The sequence below is a fragment of the Thermococcus atlanticus genome (assembly GCF_054657855.1).
In genome coordinates this window covers 263912-278822 of sequence record NZ_BAAHXX010000001.1, presented here as the reverse complement: position 1 = coordinate 278822, position 14911 = coordinate 263912, and the positions used below count along the sequence as shown (strand labels likewise).

The following is a 14911-nucleotide window of genomic DNA, read 5'->3' as shown; positions in this document are numbered from 1 at the left end:
CCGCCAACCTTTTTAAGTGCTACCCCGAACAATCCCCCATGAGTGCGAGGGAAACACCTTACTTTTCATACGCCGTCCGCGGGTTGCCGAAGGGCTGCCAGCTCTGCGTTAGGGGGGAAAAGTTAGTCCTCTTCACGACCGGAGCCTGCCCGAGGGACTGCTTCTACTGCCCGCTGAGTCCGTGGAGGAGAGGAGACGTCATCTACGCCAACGAGAGGCCAGTCAAAGGCTTGGACGATGTCATTGAGGAAGCCTTGTTGATGGAGGCCAGAGGGGCCGGCGTTACCGGTGGAGACCCGCTGGCGAGGCTTAACAGGACGGTCGGGTACATCAGGCTCCTTAAGGAGCGCTTTGGCGAGGACTTCCATGTTCACCTCTACACCACGGGCGCCCTGGCAACCGGGAAGAACCTCGAAAAGCTATACGATGCCGGTCTGGATGAGATACGGTTCCACCCGGACCTATTCAATCCGAACTCAAGGCTCTTCAAGGTGGAGATTGAGAACATTCGCAACGCCTTCGACTTCGACTGGGATGTCGGCGGTGAGATTCCTTCGATTCCGGGTCAGTTCGAGAGGATGAGGTGGTACGCGGAGTTTTTAGACAAGCTCGGAGCGAAGTTCCTCAACGTGAACGAGCTTGAGTTCAGCGAGACGAACCTCAGGGCGATCCTCGACAGGGGGTACAGGCCGATAAGCGATGAGAGCGCGGCAATAAAGGGCTCCCTTGAGCTGGGCTTAAGGCTCCTAGAGTGGGGAGAGGAGAACACATCGCTGAGCTACCACCTCTGCACCGCGAAGCTGAAAGATTCCGTCCAGCTCAGGAACAGGCTGAGGAGGATGGCGGGGAACGTCGCTAGGCCCTACATGGAGATAACCGAGGAGGGGACGCTTCGGTTTGGCATAGCGGAATACGGTGATTTGGACGAGCTCTACAAACTCCTCGTGGAGGAGGCGGAAGTCCCGGAGGAGTGGCTCTACCTCAACCGTGAGAAAGGAAGGATAGAGATGCCTGAAGAGGTTGCCTTGGAACTGGCCGAAGCAATAGAGGGTGACGTTCGCTTCTTCATCGTCGAGGAGTATCCAACGTGGGATCGGATAGAGGTGGAGAGGGTTCCGCTGCCCTAATCCCTGAGGGCAAGTCTCAGGAGCGGGTCGGTCAGCCTGTACTCCCCGTTTTCTTCTTCGATCCAGCCCATCTTCTTCAGGTTCTTCAGAAGTTCGTGAAGTCTCGGCTCGGGGGTTCTCATTTTCTTGAGTTCTAAGTAGTCCCGTATGAGGCTCCACCTGTTGTAACCCAGTGCTATCGCCCTTAAAATTCCAATGTACCGCCTGCTCCGTCTTTCAAGCTCTGAGAGCTCGCCAAGGAGGAGACCTTTGGCGATGTTGAGGGTTGACTCCATAGCCCTCTGAAAGTCATGGGTTTCGAGGTATCTCGCCCCAAAGAGAACGAGCCAGCCGGGTATGCCGTCGAGTATGGAGACGGCCTTCTCAATGTCTTCTTCCAGTACTACAACCCCTACCTCTTTAAATCCTGCCCGCAGGAATGCTTTTGATGTCTCACTATCAAAGGGCTTTACGTATATCTCTCCCCCGACCCTTCCGTAGAGGGGGCTCTCATAGTCGTCTATGCCGAGAAAGTCATGCAGAAGTCCAACCTCCGAGCCCGTCAGTATGATCCGTAGATTGGGCAGGCTGTCGTATGCGTGGGCAAACAGCGCCAGGAGCTCCTTTCCACCCCGAGAGCCGTAGAACCTGAGGTACTGGGCCTCGTCGAAGGCTATAATGAACTTCCCGGTTTTTTCTCCGAGTTCATTCAGCTCCCTGAATATCTCCCGGAGGGAGGCATCCCGGGGCTCAATCTGAAGGAACCTCAGGTTCAGTTTTACCCTGAACTTCGAGGCTATTCTCTGGAAGATGCTTCCCTTCGACTGGAGCTCCCGGATGAGGTCGTCCCTGGTTATGTGCCCGCTCTCGGCGTAGAGCTCCCTGCAGTCTATTAGAATTCCAGGGTTCTCGTTGAGATAAGCCTGGAGGATGGAACTCTTCCCCACGCGTCTTATCCCGAGGAGAAGCGTCAGCGGATATCTCTCGATGCTCTTCTCCAGTTCTCTGAACTCCTTTTCCCTGTCAAATATCTCCTCTCTTCTGCCCTTTGGCTTCAGGTCGAACAGCACTTACGCCACCATAAGTAACTTACGGAGGCATAAGTTATAAGGGTTTCGAAAGGGTTGTTTATCATACGGGGAATATTAACTCTCATGCAAAGGAACTTCGTTCGCGGTTTCCTCCTGCCCCTGCTGGCTCTCCTCGCCTTCTGATGGGCATGTGGTTCTACGTTCCTCAAACCAGAGAAAACCTTAACGCCGTGAACCTTTTCGCGGTTCTCATTCTTCTGATCTCTTTTTCTCATCGCGGCTCTGTACTTCACTGGGAATGCCCTTGAGCGCTACGGCTACTCCCGCGAGGACATCAAAAGGCTATCAGAAATCATCGAGAAGACCCATGGCAGGCTCTATCTTTCCAGGGAGATCTTCGACATAATCGGAAAAACATTTGTCTTCTGGGGCCTCTTCGCTAGTATCTTGCTGATGACAGGTAATCCGTTGAGGGGGATTCTCAACGGAATAGCTCTCTTTGCCGATATCTTTGCCTTTTTCGTGCTCGGGGTTTCGATAGTCATCTGGATAATAATCTTCCCGCTTTCCCTCTACAGAACCCTCACTGGCAAAGAACCACACAGAGCGCTTTTGATTGACATCGCCATAAAGTACAGCATTATCTTTACGATGGTTCTCATAGCTGTCAGGCTCATCGCGCTCCACTCCGGCTATCCGGCTGGAGATGATCCCATCGGGGAGCTCATGGCCCTTGGCAGAAGTACTAACTTGGTGAGCTCACTCCTCGAACTTTCTGGTTAAACTTCCTCTTTGGTCTTGCTGGCCTCTACGGGCCAAAGAAAAGCAGAAAGTTGACTGCTTTAATCTTAACGCTCATCGTTGTTGCCCAGCTGTGGGTGGCGTGGGAGATGCTCTTTGGGTGAGGCAAAGGTTAAGTAGTGGGAGGCCAAGTTTTCAACATGGCAGGCAAGGAGCCCACTTCAAGGAGGGAGATGAAAGGCAACCTTGATGTTCTGATGATTGCATTTGGGAGTATGAGCGAGGAAGAAGTTGAGAGATTCAGAGAAATGCTGAAAGAAGTTGAGGAGTGGATGAACAGGTGGATCCCAATGGCAATTGATAAAGACTGAAAGAAGTGGCTAAAGATAAAACTCGTGGAAAAGTGAGAGGGACTAAACCCTCTCAATCCCTATCTTCGCCTGCACCTCTGGCCACTCGACGGTAAATCCTTTCGCCTCGCCGAAGATTACCTCGGTTGCCCTCGTCTCTCTCATTATGTAGTCGAGATTCTCGCTGAGCAGTTCCCGGTTCTCGTCGGTGGTCTCTATGGTAACAACGATTCTGTCGTTGACGTCCAAGTCGAGCCTCTTGCGCATCTCCTGTATCCTGCGGACAAACTCCCTCGCGAGTCCTTCTGCCAAAAGCTCCCTCGTGAGTGTCTTGTCCACGAAGACCCTTCCGCCCTCGAAGTCTTCGCTGACGAAGAAGTCTGGCAATTTCTCTTCCACGCTGAGGTGCTCCCTCGTGAGGTGGAAGGTATTTCCTTCGAGCTCGACGTCCATCTCGCCCCTCTCGTAGAGCTCCTTTCCATTCTCGTTTATCCACGCTATCACGAGCTTCGCGTCGCCCTTGAACTCGGGACCAACCTTGGCGAAGTTGGGCTTGATGACGAGCTCGCGCTCGACCTTTCCTACAACAACTTCCTTGGCGTTGAGCTGGTCGCGGAGTATTCTGTTGAGCCTCTCGACGGCTTTTGCAACGGTCTCATCCTCCGTCTCGACGATTATCCTCCTGACCGGGTAGCGGAGCTTTATCTTGGCCCTCTGTCTCGCTGAAGAGCCGGCCTCGACTATCCTCCTGACGTACTCCATCTCGTGCTCAAGCTCCTCGTCCCTTGCCCCCTCATCAGCCTTGGGCCAGTCGAGCATGTGGACGCTCTCCACACCGACGAAGGGTCTGAGCATGTTCTGGTATATCTCCTCGGCTATGTATGGCGTGAAGGGAGCCATGAGCCTCAGCAGGACGTCGAAGACCTTCCAGACGGTGTAGTAGGCGGCGAGCTTGTCCGGGTCGTCGCCCTCGACCCACATGCGCTTCCTGATGAGCCTCACGTACCACCTGCTGAGGTCCTCAACGACGAAGTGGTATATCGTCCTGGTGGCCCTTGTGAGCCTGAAGGTCTCAATTCCCTCGGTGACGTCGCCTATGAGCCCGTTGACCCTGCTGAGTATCCACTTATCTTCCTCGCGGAATGGAAGCTCCTCCTGCTTGAGCTTCGTCGGGTCAAAGCTGTCGAGGCTCATGTAGGTCGCTGACAGCACATACACGTTCCAGAGTATGTTGAGCATCCTCTTGACCTGTGCTAATCCTTTCCAGCTGAAGCGCAGGTTCTCCCACGGGTTCGTCGCCCAGAGCATGTAGAACCTGAAGGGATCCCTTCCCTCCCTCTGGACGACCTCCTCTGGCCGTATGATGTTGCCGAGGCTCTTGCTCATCTTGTCGCCCTTCTCATCGAGGACGTAGCCGTGCATCGCCACGTGCCTGTATGGGACTGTGTCAAAGGCTATAACGCTGGCGGCCTGCTGGGAGTAGAACCACTTGGTGACCTGGTCCTCACCCTCGACTATGAAGTCGGCCGGCCAGAGCTTCTCGAAAAGCTCCTTGTTGCGCGGATAATCCAGCGAAGCCCAGCTGGCTATTCCGCTGTCGAACCACACATCAACGACGTCCTTGACGCGGCGCATCTCCTTGCCGTTGACCTTTATGATGAATGCATCGACGTAGGGCCTGTGCAAATCTTCAGGGCCGAGCTTCTCCTCTATAAGCTTGAGCTTCTCCTCATAGCTCTCGGGAAGCTCTATCCTCTCGCCGTTCACCTCTATTGCGACGCTGAGCTCCACCAGCTCCTTGAAGGAGCCAACGACGTGTATATCGCCGTCCTCGCTCTGCCATATCGGTAGCGGTATTCCCCAGTAGCGCTGCCTGCTTATGACCCAATCGCCCGAGTTCATGACACCGTTGTCGTAGCGCACCTTCACCCAGTCCGGATACCAGGTGACCTTCTCGTCGTTCTCTTTGATTATCCTGTCCTTCACCCTGCTGACCTTGAGGAACCACTGGTCTGTGGCGCGGAATATGAGCGGGGTCTTGCAGCGCCAGCAGTGCGGGTACTTGTGCTCTATCGTTCCGGCCTTCACGAGGTAGCCCTTCTCGCGAAGGTGCTCTATGATCTCCGGGTCTGCATCTTTAACGTAGGTTCCCTTCCACCTTCCCTCGGTGTAGCGTCCCTCGTCGTCAACCGGGCTGTAAACCGGCAGGCCGTATTCCCTGCCTATCTCGAAGTCCTCCTCACCGTGGCCGGGGGCAGTATGGACGAGGCCGGTGCCTTCTCCGAGGGTCACGTGCTCGCCGAGGATAACCCTGTGAGCCCACTCGTACCCCTCGCGGAACTCCTTCTGTGCAGGGTACTCATCCATCAGCACATGAACGTAGCGGAGTCCCTCAAGCTCCTCACCCCTGAACTCCTCGACTATCTCTCCCTTAACGCCGACCTCGCTCAGAACCCTCTCAACGAGGGCCTTCGCTATTATCCAGTACTCTTCCCCGCCATCGGTCTCGACCCTGACCTTGGCGTAGTCGTAGTCCGCGTGGACGGTGACGGCAAGGTTCGCCGGGAGAGTCCAGGGCGTGGTCGTCCAGATGAGGAGGTACTCGTTCTCCCTGCCCTCGACCGGGAACTTGACGTATATGCTGGGGTCCTCCCTTATCTTGTACTCTCCCCTTACTTCGTGTTCGGCCAAAGCCGTCTCACAGCGCGGGCACCAGTGGAGAACCCTCTTGTCCTTCTCAAGCAATCCTTTCTCCCACGCGCGTTTGAGCGTGAACCAGCCTGATTCAATGTACTCGTTCTTTATGGTCATGTAGGGGTTGTCCCAGTCCATCCAGACGCCGAGCATCTTGAACTGTTCGGTCATTACCTTGAGGTTGTTGAGGGCGAACTCCTTGCACTTCCGTATGAACTCGTCAACTCCTATCTCGGTCTCTATGTCCTTCTTTATCCTGAGCCCGAGCGCCTGCTCGACCTTTACCTCTATCGGGAGGCCGTGCATGTCGAAGCCCGGCTGCCTCCTCACGTTGTAGCCCTGCATCATCCTGAACCTTATCACCATGTCCTTGATTATCTTGTTCCAGGCCGTTCCGAGGTGTATAGCACCGCTGACGTAGGGCGGCCCATCGAGGAAGTAGTACTTCGGCCCCTTTGCCCTGCTTTCCTTCACCTTCTCATAGACCCCGTTTTCTTTCCAAAAGCGCTCGACCTTTTCCTCAAGCTTCCCTGGGTTATACTCCCTAAACTCCGGTTCCTTTATCATGTTAAAACCCTCCAGCAACATTTAAACGGTGAAATGGCTAGATCAGAAGAAGAGCCTAAGGGTTTATTCAAAGCGAAGGATAAAACACTCCCCCCTCATCGGCATCGGCCAAAGTTGGGGAATTTTGCTTATAAAGCTTTCCCATATGCCCGGCGTGTCCAAAGTTGGTGTTGTTTTGTTTGAGGCTTTACTGAAATTTTTGCACCCTCGGAGAAAAACCACCTGAATGGCCAACCGCACAACTTAACAACAATTTTAGATACACCCCCTATGCCCGGCGTGTTTAAGATTGTTGATGGTTGCATGGTTGGGGAGTAAACTTCAGAAGATACCTTGAACAAGCAAAAAACCTCAAATGGTGCCGTTAGGATGGGATTCATGATGCCCCAGCAGACCCGGGCATCCTAAAGCCCCCCATAACCACAGCGGGCCAAAAGTTTATTAGGCGGCATACTGGAGGAAAAGCCAGATGCAATGCAGGGGGATTTTCATGAATCCGGAGAGAATAATTGCCAAGTTGCTGGCGTTAGGAGCAGACTTAAGCACCAGAAGTGCTGTCAGAGCGGCGCTGTCACTGATCAGCGAGGATGAGGAGGAACTGACCGACCAGATTTATGTTGAGCTGAAAAACAAGGCATACAAGGATGATTTTGCCAGGATACCACCCGAAAAGCGGGCGGTCTTCATCCCTCAGTGTCTCAGAAATATGAAATCCTGTCCCGCACAATTCGGCAGATACGGGTTTGAGTGCGTGAAATGCGGCCTCTGTCCGATAGGGGAGATAATAGAATACGGGGAGAGGCTTGGATACAAACAGTTTTATATCGTCCCGGGAGGTAGTCTGGTAAAAAAGATTCTTAAGGAAAAGGTACCCCGGGGCGAAATTAAAGCCGCGGTGGGCATAGCCTGCTGGTCTGAGCTTGCTGAGGCTGCGGAGAAGCTTTCAATGCTGAAGATACCCCTGCAGGCTGTTCCCCTTCTGAGGGCGGGCTGCATAAACACGCTGGTCAACATGGACAGGGCAAAGGAAGTTATGAGAATTGGGGTTGACGGTTTTCAGGAGATTAGAGCCCGTTCTGCCGCTGCAGGAACTCACGGAAGCCCTTCGGCCTTCTGATCATTTCTCCTTATTTCGTTCCATATTCCGGCCATTATCAGAGCCGCTCCAAGATAGCCCCTGACGCTGAGGACTTCCCCTATCGTCACGAACGCCGCTATATGCCCGAATATCGGCTCGGCGGAGTATATCAGCGCCGCCTTGTGGGCCCTCGTGTTCCGCTGGTGCTTTACCTGAAGGGTGAATGCTATAACCGTCGCGAAGACCGAGGTATAAAGCACCCCCGCCCACGGCAACGGTTCTCTGGGAAAAGCGAAAGGCTCGAAGAGGAGCGCGAAAACCAGCGAAAAGACGAAGTTCCAGGTTATCTGCCAGAAAGCTAAACTGAGGTAGTCCTTCTCGCCAAAGCGCTGGACGAGGACTATCTGGAAGGCGAAGCTGAGGGCGCAGAGAACCGTCAGTAAATCGCCGTAGTTGAAGTTCAGGCTCGCTCCTGAGATTAAGTAGAGACCGGTTAGGGCTATTGCAAGCGAGAGAGCATCCCTGAGCTTGAGCCGGTCCCTAAGCAGGAAGTACGCTATGAAGGGCGTGAAGACGACGTAGAGCGAAGTGATGAAGGCCGAGTTTGAGGCGGTGGTGTATTTGAGACCCACTATCTGGAAGCCGTGGCCGAAGAAAAGTGTCAGCCCGAGGATGAAGCCCTCCCTGAAAGTCTCCCATCTCAAAACCTTCGAGCGGAAGAGGAGGAGCATCAGAAGCGATGCTATACCGAAGCGGTAGGCCAAAAAGAGTATCGGCGGCAGATAATCGAGGCTAACCTTCATCGCCGGAAATGTAAAGCCCCATATCGCGGTGATGCCGAGGAGTATGAGCTCGGAGCGGTTCATCACGTCACCTAATTCCCCACCGTTTATAAGACCTTCCCTTCGCATAAACATATATCTGTGCGTTTTCACAGTGGTTTCATAAGGGTTATATACCGGAAGTTCCAAGCATGTTACTAGGTGTTCCGGATGGGTGACGAGATCGAGAGGATATGGATTCTGATAACCCCCGACAAGTGCAGCGGCTGCAGGCTGTGCGAGGTGGCCTGCTCACTGGAGCACGAGGGCATAATTTGGCCAGAAGCATCACGCATAAGGATATACGAGCTCCTTCCGGGAGTCAACGTCCCCCACACCTGCGTCCAGTGCCCCGATTATCCCTGTGTCAGCGCGTGCAACTTTGATGCCCTGAGCGTGGACGAGGCAACGGGTGCCGTTCTCGTCAAGGAAGAAAACTGCACAGGGTGCGGCGCGTGCTACCTTGCCTGTCCCGGCAACGTCCCGAGGATTCCGGTGGGCAAGGGAAGCGTGGTAATCTGCGACCTCTGCGGGGGCAATCCGAGATGCGTCGAGGTCTGCCACGAGGCCGGGCATGATGCACTGACCCTCGTTAAGGGCAACTACCGCTCCGTCTACAGAACCTTCGCCAAAGACCCGGTTGAGAAGAGCACCGAGCTGGCGAGGAAGATGTACGGGGAGGAGTTTCTGGGGTGATGGGGATGAACGGCTACGCTGGAAAGCTTCTGGATGTTGATCTGAGCACAGGAAACGTGAAAACCGTCGAGCTGGACGAGGAGATGCTCCGCTTCTACGGCGGCAGGGGGCTCGGCACGTACCTCCTGTGGAGGGAGCTTGGAGAGAGGTGGGAAAAGGTAGACCCCCTCGGTGAGGAGAACCTCCTGCTGATCCTCACCGGCCCGCTGACGGGCTACTACCCGGGAATAAAAACGTCTGTGGTAGCCAAATCACCGGAGAGCAACGGGATCGTTGGCAGTGTCCTGAGCAGCGAGGTGGGGATAGAGCTCAAAGCGAGCGGCTACGACGGGATAATAATCCGCGGGAGGGCGAAGGAGCCCGTCTACCTCTTCATCAATGACGACGAGGTTGAGATACGCGACGCCTCAAAGTACTGGGAAATGGGCGGCGTCAAGCTCCACAAGACCCTCCTCAAGGAAGTCCACGACGAGCTCAGGAAGAAGGCCAAGCTGAAGGGCGTTCCGAAGGAACCCGCCATGATGTACATCGGCAGGGGTGGCGAGAACAGGATCCGCTTCGCCGCCATAATGAGCAAGCTTATGCACGCTGCCGGCTACGGCGGCTTCGGTGCGGTGATGGGGAGCAAGAACCTCAAGGCGGTTCTGGTTAAGGGCAATAAAGCTCTGCCGGAAGTCAATAACAAGGAGAAGTTTAAGTCCATGCTCCGTGAGTTCCAGAGGGAGCTCTTAACTCTCACCACCTTCCGTCAGTGGGGAACGGGAGCGGGAGGCTACAGCGTCGGCAAAGACCGCTCAAGCCAGCCGGTCAGGAACTGGCAGGAGGAGTACCACGACGACGAGAGGATAAGTGTCGTCAACTTTGAGCTCAAGGCCTGGGTCAAGAAGTACTGGGCCGACTACGGTTGCCCTGTCAACTGCATGAAGATATCCTACCTCCGCTACGGCGAGTACAGGGGCTCGATAACGGACGCTCCCGACTACGAGCTGATGGCCTACATGGGCACGAACCTGGGCATCTTCGAGCCCGAGAAGGTCGTCTACCTCTCCTACCTCGTCGATGAGCTTGGTCTCGACGGCATAAACGCGGGCAACGTCCTCGGCTTTACAGCGGAGCTTTACCAGAGGGGGATCCTGACGGAGGAGGACATAGGCTTCAAGCTTGAGTGGGGCGATGAGAAGGCCTTCGCGAGGTTACTTGAGCTGATAGTCGAAAGAAAGGGTATTGGGGAGGTTCTTGCGGAGGGAACCTACAGGGCCGCTCTCAGGATTTCCGAGATGAAAGGTGTAGATGCCCTCAAGTACGCCGTCCACGTCAAGGGCATCGGCGTCGGTGCCCATGGAATAAGGAGCGACCTCGACTACACGAGGGACATAAGCTACGCCGTCTCAGTCCAGGGGGGCGACCACACGGCGACCGCTGGTTTGCCGGCGAGGAGCTACGAGGGCGAGCTGGTGAATGCCTTCTACGACTCGGCCGTTATCTGCATGTTCACGACGAGGCCGGGCTTCGAGAGGATCATAGAGTTCGGAAACGCGGTTACGGGCTTTGATTTAACCCCTGAGAAGTGGTTCAACGAGACCGGCCTGAGGATAATCCACCTCCAGAGGATTCTGCTCCTCCTCGGTGGGCCGGATGTTTACTGGGGGCCAGAAGACGACGACAACCCGCCGAGGTTCTACGAGCCCCTCCCGACCGGACCGGTCAAGGGCAAAGCGCCGAGCAGGGAGGAGATAAGTGAGAAGGTTCGCCAGTACTACGAGCAGGTGGGCTACGACGAGCACGGGATTCCGAAGGAGGAAGTTCTGGAAGAGCTCGGTCTCGGCGAGGCCAAGCGCGAGGTGAGGCGCATAAGGGAGCGTCTGGGTTTAACCTTTAGTTGAAAAAAGGCTTTTATTTGAACCCTCTCACTTTCTCCCGGTGAAAAACATGTGGAGAGAAAAGCTTGCGGAGGGCTACATTGAGAACGGGGAAATTGCAGTGGAGCTAACCGTTGGAGGGGAATGCGGGGAGTATCTTCCAAGTCTTGCCCTGTATGACAAGGAAAAAGATATGTGGTACTATTTCGACAACGATATTCCCTTAGGGATGACCCAGGACGAGGCCATAAAGAACGCCATTGAATTTTTTGAAAAGGTTATTCTGGGACTTGAGAAGCCCGTTCTTAAAGTCTCACCGGTAAAGGGGGCTCCAGACGAAGTTTATGAAAAACTTGAAAGATTCCTGAGGGAGCTGAGGGATGGGGATGAGGGTTAAGCTCGTGCTCTACGGGGCCCTTGCAATGAAGTTTGCCCCCGAATTTGAGGTTGATGCTGAAGAGGGCATCACGGTTGGAGAGCTGCTGAAAACGCTCGGCATAAGCACAGAGGAATCCCACATACTCATAAACGAGAGAAAGGTTGGCGAAGAGCAGCCCCTGAAAAACGGCGATACTGTGAAAATCCTGCCCGTAATCTACGGCGGATAATCACTCTCCGGGGATGCGCACGCACCCCATGTTCATGGTGAGGTATCTCTCAACCTCGCCGCTTTCAATGTTTTTCAGAATTTCATCCTCTATCTCGCGGATTTCGTCCTCAGTGAGCTCTTTCCTACCCGGAAGCCGCCGGATTCTGCCGTCCCTCCTGTCAAGGATTATTATCTCGTCCTCCCTGATCAGGAGGGGAAGATAGTTTATCCTGAAACCATAAAGCTCCTCAGCATACGCCATCTTTGCCCTGAGCATGGAGATGTGCATGGATAATTTTTCCATTTAATCACCATAAAAGCTTAAATATTTTCGTTCTTAAATTTTAAGGAGCGTGAGTGTATACGGAGGGAAATACATGTACAATGCACTGTCCCCTGTAACCAGGATTTCTACAGGCGTGAAAGGGCTTGATGAGCTCATAGAGGGAGGGCTCATCCCGGGCAGAGTCTATCTCGTCACCGGACCTCCCGGGAGTGGTAAAACCACCCTAGCATTCCACTTTCTTCTTGAAGGGGCCAGGAGGGGCGAGAAATGCCTGTATGTTTCTCTGGTTCAGAAACCGGAGGACGTCGTTCACGACATGGCGAGATATGACCCCTCAATACTCGCATACACCAAAAAATGGAAGCTCATCCTTTATGACCTCGGACCGATTCTCTGGAGGGAGACGGCCAAGGTTCCCACATGGAGGAGTGTCCTTTCAAGAATAAAGGAGCTTGCGGAGGACGAGAAAATAGACAGGCTTGTAATTGATCCCCTCACTGCCATCGAATTCCCCGGGGAAAATCCCGCCGAAAAAAGAACTGAACTGGCCAGATTCATCAGGGGGATAGAGAATCTCGGCATAACGGCACTTCTCGTGGACGAGATGACCGAAATGGACAGGTACAGCGAGGAGCACTATCTCGTGAGCGGCGTCATAATGATACACTACTTCATGTACAACAACAGGATGATAAGGGCAATCCAGATTCTGAAGATGAGGGGAACAAAACATGACCCCAACATCAAGAAGCTGGAGTTCTCGGATAACGGCCTCGTGGTCTTCAACAAGTATCCCCTTGAGGAAGAGGTGTGAAGGTTGAAGGGACGTAGAGAGCTCCTGAAAAAATCCTACAACCTCGGATACTTCGTCGGGTTTTACGGGCACAGCGAGTGGCTTTCATGGATTGCAAAGGAGAAAGAGGAGATATACTCCGAAGCAAAGGCCGCAGGCATCTACGAGGCGGTGAGAAAGGCATACTCTGCGGGAAAAAGTGAGGGCATCAGAAAGAGGGAGAGCCTCATAAGGAAAGGCCTCTCGGAGGAGCCGGAGGAGAGGGTGCTGGAGCGGCTTGCCTCGTTTCTGGAGGAGGAGCTGGAGTGGATCGAAAGGGAAGGACATTTGTCACTCCTCAGACCCGTTAAGGATGCATCCCCGAAAAGGCTCCTGAGGAAGCACGGGATGCTTGAAAAGCCGAAGTTCTTCAATCTGCCCCGGTTCCTCAGGGGTTGACTCATGGCTGAAAGCCGGAACCAAAATCCTTTAATTTGCCCCAGCTTCTTAAGGGATAGGTGATGACATGCTGCAGAAGCTCGCATACCACTTCCACGCCTACCAGCCGGGTGATGTAATCTACATTAAAGACGGCAGAGGAGAAAAGCCCGTCGAATATGAAGAGCGCAGAAGTCCCGTTTCAATCAAAATCCGTGAAGAAGAGGTAAAGGGTGAAAACTGGACGCAGGCAATGCTCTATTCCTACGAACATATAGCCGACACACTCTCGCGCATGAAGGGAATAAGCATAGATATCGAACCCTTCACATTCCTCATGCTCCTCCGCTATCATAGAAAGGCCTTTGAGGATGCCGTTGAGCTTTTAAAAAGCTTCGACGCCGTCCCCACAACGCCGTTCCACCCGATAGTGCCGCATCTGGACGAGTTTGAGCAGAGAATACTGGCGAAGGTTTCCTTCGACTTCTACGCCCCCCTAACTGGAGACAAACCCGTGATCGGCTACTGGCTCCCCGAGGCCGTGATAACGAGAGAGAGCGCTGAAATCATCGAGTCCTCAACGGACAAAAAACTGGTCTTCCTCCTCGACGAGAGGCAGCTTCTCTACGACTTTCCCCAGGCAAAGTACTCCTGCAACCGCTATTCAAACTCCTTCGTCTTTGGAAGAGAGTGGTCGCTCAGCGACGCCTTCGCCTTCAACACCCTCGACGTTCCCGGGCTGATTCGGGCAACCGCCGGAATGGCTGACAGGGACAAAGAGGAGGCGGGAGTTCCGTACCTCGTCCTCATGGCCAGCGACCTTGAGAGCCTCCTCGGAAACCCTGCACAGCTCGACCGCTTTACCGCATGGATGGGGGGACTGGAGAGACTGGGGGTGGAGAGGGTATCGGCTCCGGAATTTGTCAGGAGAAAGCTTTCAGGGGAATACAGGAGGCTTGAAGGAGAGTGCTCCTTTAGGATGGGCGTTAAGGACTACTCCAGCTGGAGCGATTACTTCGACATGAGCATTGACGGAAAAACCGGTGACATGAGGTGGCTCGGTCTCAGACGTGAAGACGGCAGGATAATCCACCGCTGGTATAAGGGCAGAAAGCTCTCACAGCTGTGGAAGCTGGCATTTACGAGGCTCTTTGAGGAGCTGAACAGGGCCGTGAGGCTGGGAGTTCTGAAGGGGCTGAACGAACTGAACGCCAATGCCGAAGAGTTCCTCGTCCGCTACGCGAGGGTTTTCTTCAGGAACTACTACGACTACTTTGACATGGAAACCTCTCACGATTACGTGCTTGAGCCGGCCAACGGTGACAGGAACGCTTTAAAGCTCGGCAGGATTTACTACCTGATGCTCCTCGCCAACCACTCCTGCCCGCGCTTCTGGGAGAACCTAGACACGCGCGTCGCCTTCGGCAACGTCTCTGTCATGGCAAAGGCACTCATTGAGCTGATGGAGTACTTCGATGGAAACGAGCTCCAGGGTCTCTTCATCGAGGCCTACCTCAGGCTGCTCAACTTTGATAGGCTATACCACCTCTGGCGCCTTGATAAACTACCCTCCATTGAAGGCTGGGAGACAAGCGAGGAGGCATGGCTCGATGCGCTAAAGCCCGAAGTTCCCAACAGCGGCTACAACGTCGTGACGAGAGCCGCTTTGTACGTTGGAAAGCGCGACCTGAAGGGCGAGCTCAGGAGTCTAATCGGGCAATACAACCTCGACTGGGCCGTAGCGGACACTGGCCACATACCGGGCGAGGTTCACGGGGACTGGGAAAACAGGGAGTGGTGCGAGCACAGGGATTGAGGGGCAGCACTTCTCCCGACATTTGGTTATTTAATTTTGTTAGCCCAAACCTTCAAAACCCGATCCC

General features: G+C 54.2%; 15 protein-coding genes. 11 read left to right on the top strand and 4 right to left on the bottom strand.

Annotation, left to right across the window (positions count from 1 at the left end):
- Positions 1-38 precede the first annotated feature (38 nt).
- A complete protein-coding gene (locus ACYQ27_RS01505; RefSeq protein WP_460040873.1) occupies positions 39-1127 on the top strand; it encodes a radical SAM protein in 1089 nt (362 codons plus the stop codon).
- Here ACYQ27_RS01505 and ACYQ27_RS01500 read toward each other — a convergent pair.
- Entirely contained in the window at positions 1124-2176 is a 1053-nt protein-coding gene (locus ACYQ27_RS01500; RefSeq protein WP_460040872.1) for an AAA family ATPase, read from the bottom strand. The genes ACYQ27_RS01505 and ACYQ27_RS01500 overlap by 4 nt on opposite strands.
- A gap of 429 nt (positions 2177-2605) precedes the next feature.
- Here ACYQ27_RS01500 and ACYQ27_RS01495 point away from each other — a divergent pair, with 429 nt between their 5' ends.
- Together ACYQ27_RS01495 and ACYQ27_RS01490 are read left to right on the top strand one after the other, a co-directional pair.
- Entirely contained in the window at positions 2606-2920 is a 315-nt protein-coding gene (locus tag ACYQ27_RS01495; protein WP_460040871.1) for a hypothetical protein, read from the top strand.
- Between the two features lie 158 nt (positions 2921-3078).
- The gene (locus tag ACYQ27_RS01490) at positions 3079-3249 is read left to right on the top strand and encodes an antitoxin VapB family protein (protein WP_460040870.1); all 171 of its coding nucleotides are present in this window, start codon (positions 3079-3081) and stop codon (positions 3247-3249) included.
- Positions 3250-3291: 42 nt separating this feature from the next.
- Here ACYQ27_RS01490 and ileS read toward each other — a convergent pair whose 3' ends face one another.
- The gene (gene ileS, locus ACYQ27_RS01485) at positions 3292-6489 is read right to left on the bottom strand and encodes an isoleucine--tRNA ligase (protein ID WP_460040869.1); all 3198 of its coding nucleotides are present in this window, start codon (positions 6487-6489) and stop codon (positions 3292-3294) included.
- Between the two features lie 490 nt (positions 6490-6979).
- Here ileS and ACYQ27_RS01480 point away from each other — a divergent pair, with 490 nt between their 5' ends.
- Positions 6980-7606, top strand: a complete 627-nt coding sequence (locus ACYQ27_RS01480; protein WP_456451939.1) for a DUF116 domain-containing protein — start codon at positions 6980-6982, stop codon at positions 7604-7606.
- Here the strand turns inward: ACYQ27_RS01480 and ACYQ27_RS01475 are convergent.
- Positions 7582-8433: a DMT family transporter gene (locus ACYQ27_RS01475; RefSeq protein WP_456451940.1), complete on the bottom strand. Its 852-nt coding sequence runs from the start codon at positions 8431-8433 to the stop codon at positions 7582-7584. The two genes, ACYQ27_RS01480 and ACYQ27_RS01475, sit on opposite strands and share 25 nt — an antisense overlap.
- 126 nt (positions 8434-8559) lie before the next feature.
- On the opposite strand from ACYQ27_RS01475, the gene ACYQ27_RS01470 reads away from it, so the two are divergent.
- From ACYQ27_RS01470 to ACYQ27_RS01455, 4 genes are read left to right on the top strand one after another with little or no spacing between them, the layout of a single operon-like run.
- Positions 8560-9084 (top strand): aliphatic sulfonate oxidoreductase polyferredoxin-like subunit, encoded by a 525-nt coding sequence (locus ACYQ27_RS01470; protein WP_456452401.1) that lies wholly within the window; start codon positions 8560-8562, stop codon positions 9082-9084.
- Positions 9085-9089: 5 nt separating this feature from the next.
- Positions 9090-10967, top strand: a complete 1878-nt coding sequence (locus tag ACYQ27_RS01465) for an aliphatic sulfonate oxidoreductase WOR-like subunit (RefSeq protein ID WP_456452403.1) — start codon at positions 9090-9092, stop codon at positions 10965-10967.
- 46 nt (positions 10968-11013) lie between these two features.
- Positions 11014-11340: a hypothetical protein gene (locus tag ACYQ27_RS01460; protein ID WP_456452445.1), complete on the top strand. Its 327-nt coding sequence runs from the start codon at positions 11014-11016 to the stop codon at positions 11338-11340.
- On the top strand, positions 11324-11551 hold the full coding sequence (locus ACYQ27_RS01455) for a MoaD/ThiS family protein (RefSeq protein WP_456452405.1): 228 nt from the start codon (positions 11324-11326) through the stop codon (positions 11549-11551). Before ACYQ27_RS01460 ends, ACYQ27_RS01455 begins: the two co-directional genes overlap by 17 nt.
- On the opposite strand, the gene ACYQ27_RS01450 is transcribed toward ACYQ27_RS01455, so the two are convergent.
- Positions 11552-11836: a hypothetical protein gene (locus tag ACYQ27_RS01450; RefSeq protein ID WP_460040868.1), complete on the bottom strand. Its 285-nt coding sequence runs from the start codon at positions 11834-11836 to the stop codon at positions 11552-11554.
- A 73-nt stretch (positions 11837-11909) separates the two neighbouring features.
- On the opposite strand from ACYQ27_RS01450, the gene ACYQ27_RS01445 reads away from it, so the two are divergent.
- From ACYQ27_RS01445 to ACYQ27_RS01435, 3 genes are all read left to right on the top strand, one after another.
- Positions 11910-12632 (top strand): RAD55 family ATPase, encoded by a 723-nt coding sequence (locus ACYQ27_RS01445; RefSeq protein ID WP_460041757.1) that lies wholly within the window; start codon positions 11910-11912, stop codon positions 12630-12632.
- 3 nt (positions 12633-12635) lie between these two features.
- A complete protein-coding gene (locus ACYQ27_RS01440; RefSeq protein ID WP_460040867.1) occupies positions 12636-13049 on the top strand; it encodes a hypothetical protein in 414 nt (137 codons plus the stop codon).
- Positions 13050-13116: 67 nt separating this feature from the next.
- Positions 13117-14844, top strand: coding sequence for a glycoside hydrolase (locus ACYQ27_RS01435; RefSeq protein WP_456452411.1), 1728 nt, complete (start codon positions 13117-13119; stop codon positions 14842-14844).
- Positions 14845-14911 lie beyond the last annotated feature (67 nt).

Bases quoted from the DNA above. Each gene is read 5' to 3' on its own strand.
- ACYQ27_RS01445 (WP_460041757.1), top strand. From the start codon at position 11,910: ATGTACAATGCACTGTCCCCTGTAACCAGGATTTCTACAGGCGTGAAA.
- ACYQ27_RS01455 (WP_456452405.1), top strand. From the start codon at position 11,324: ATGGGGATGAGGGTTAAGCTCGTGCTCTACGGGGCCCTTGCAATGAAG.
- ACYQ27_RS01480 (WP_456451939.1), top strand. From the start codon at position 6,980: ATGAATCCGGAGAGAATAATTGCCAAGTTGCTGGCGTTAGGAGCAGAC.
- ACYQ27_RS01465 (WP_456452403.1), top strand. From the start codon at position 9,090: ATGAACGGCTACGCTGGAAAGCTTCTGGATGTTGATCTGAGCACAGGA.
- ACYQ27_RS01470 (WP_456452401.1), top strand. From the start codon at position 8,560: ATGGGTGACGAGATCGAGAGGATATGGATTCTGATAACCCCCGACAAG.
- ileS (WP_460040869.1), bottom strand. From the start codon at position 6,489: ATGATAAAGGAACCGGAGTTTAGGGAGTATAACCCAGGGAAGCTTGAG.
- ACYQ27_RS01505 (WP_460040873.1), top strand. From the start codon at position 39: ATGAGTGCGAGGGAAACACCTTACTTTTCATACGCCGTCCGCGGGTTG.
- ACYQ27_RS01450 (WP_460040868.1), bottom strand. From the start codon at position 11,836: ATGGAAAAATTATCCATGCACATCTCCATGCTCAGGGCAAAGATGGCG.
- ACYQ27_RS01460 (WP_456452445.1), top strand. From the start codon at position 11,014: ATGTGGAGAGAAAAGCTTGCGGAGGGCTACATTGAGAACGGGGAAATT.
- ACYQ27_RS01435 (WP_456452411.1), top strand. From the start codon at position 13,117: ATGCTGCAGAAGCTCGCATACCACTTCCACGCCTACCAGCCGGGTGAT.
- ACYQ27_RS01475 (WP_456451940.1), bottom strand. From the start codon at position 8,433: ATGAACCGCTCCGAGCTCATACTCCTCGGCATCACCGCGATATGGGGC.
- ACYQ27_RS01490 (WP_460040870.1), top strand. From the start codon at position 3,079: ATGGCAGGCAAGGAGCCCACTTCAAGGAGGGAGATGAAAGGCAACCTT.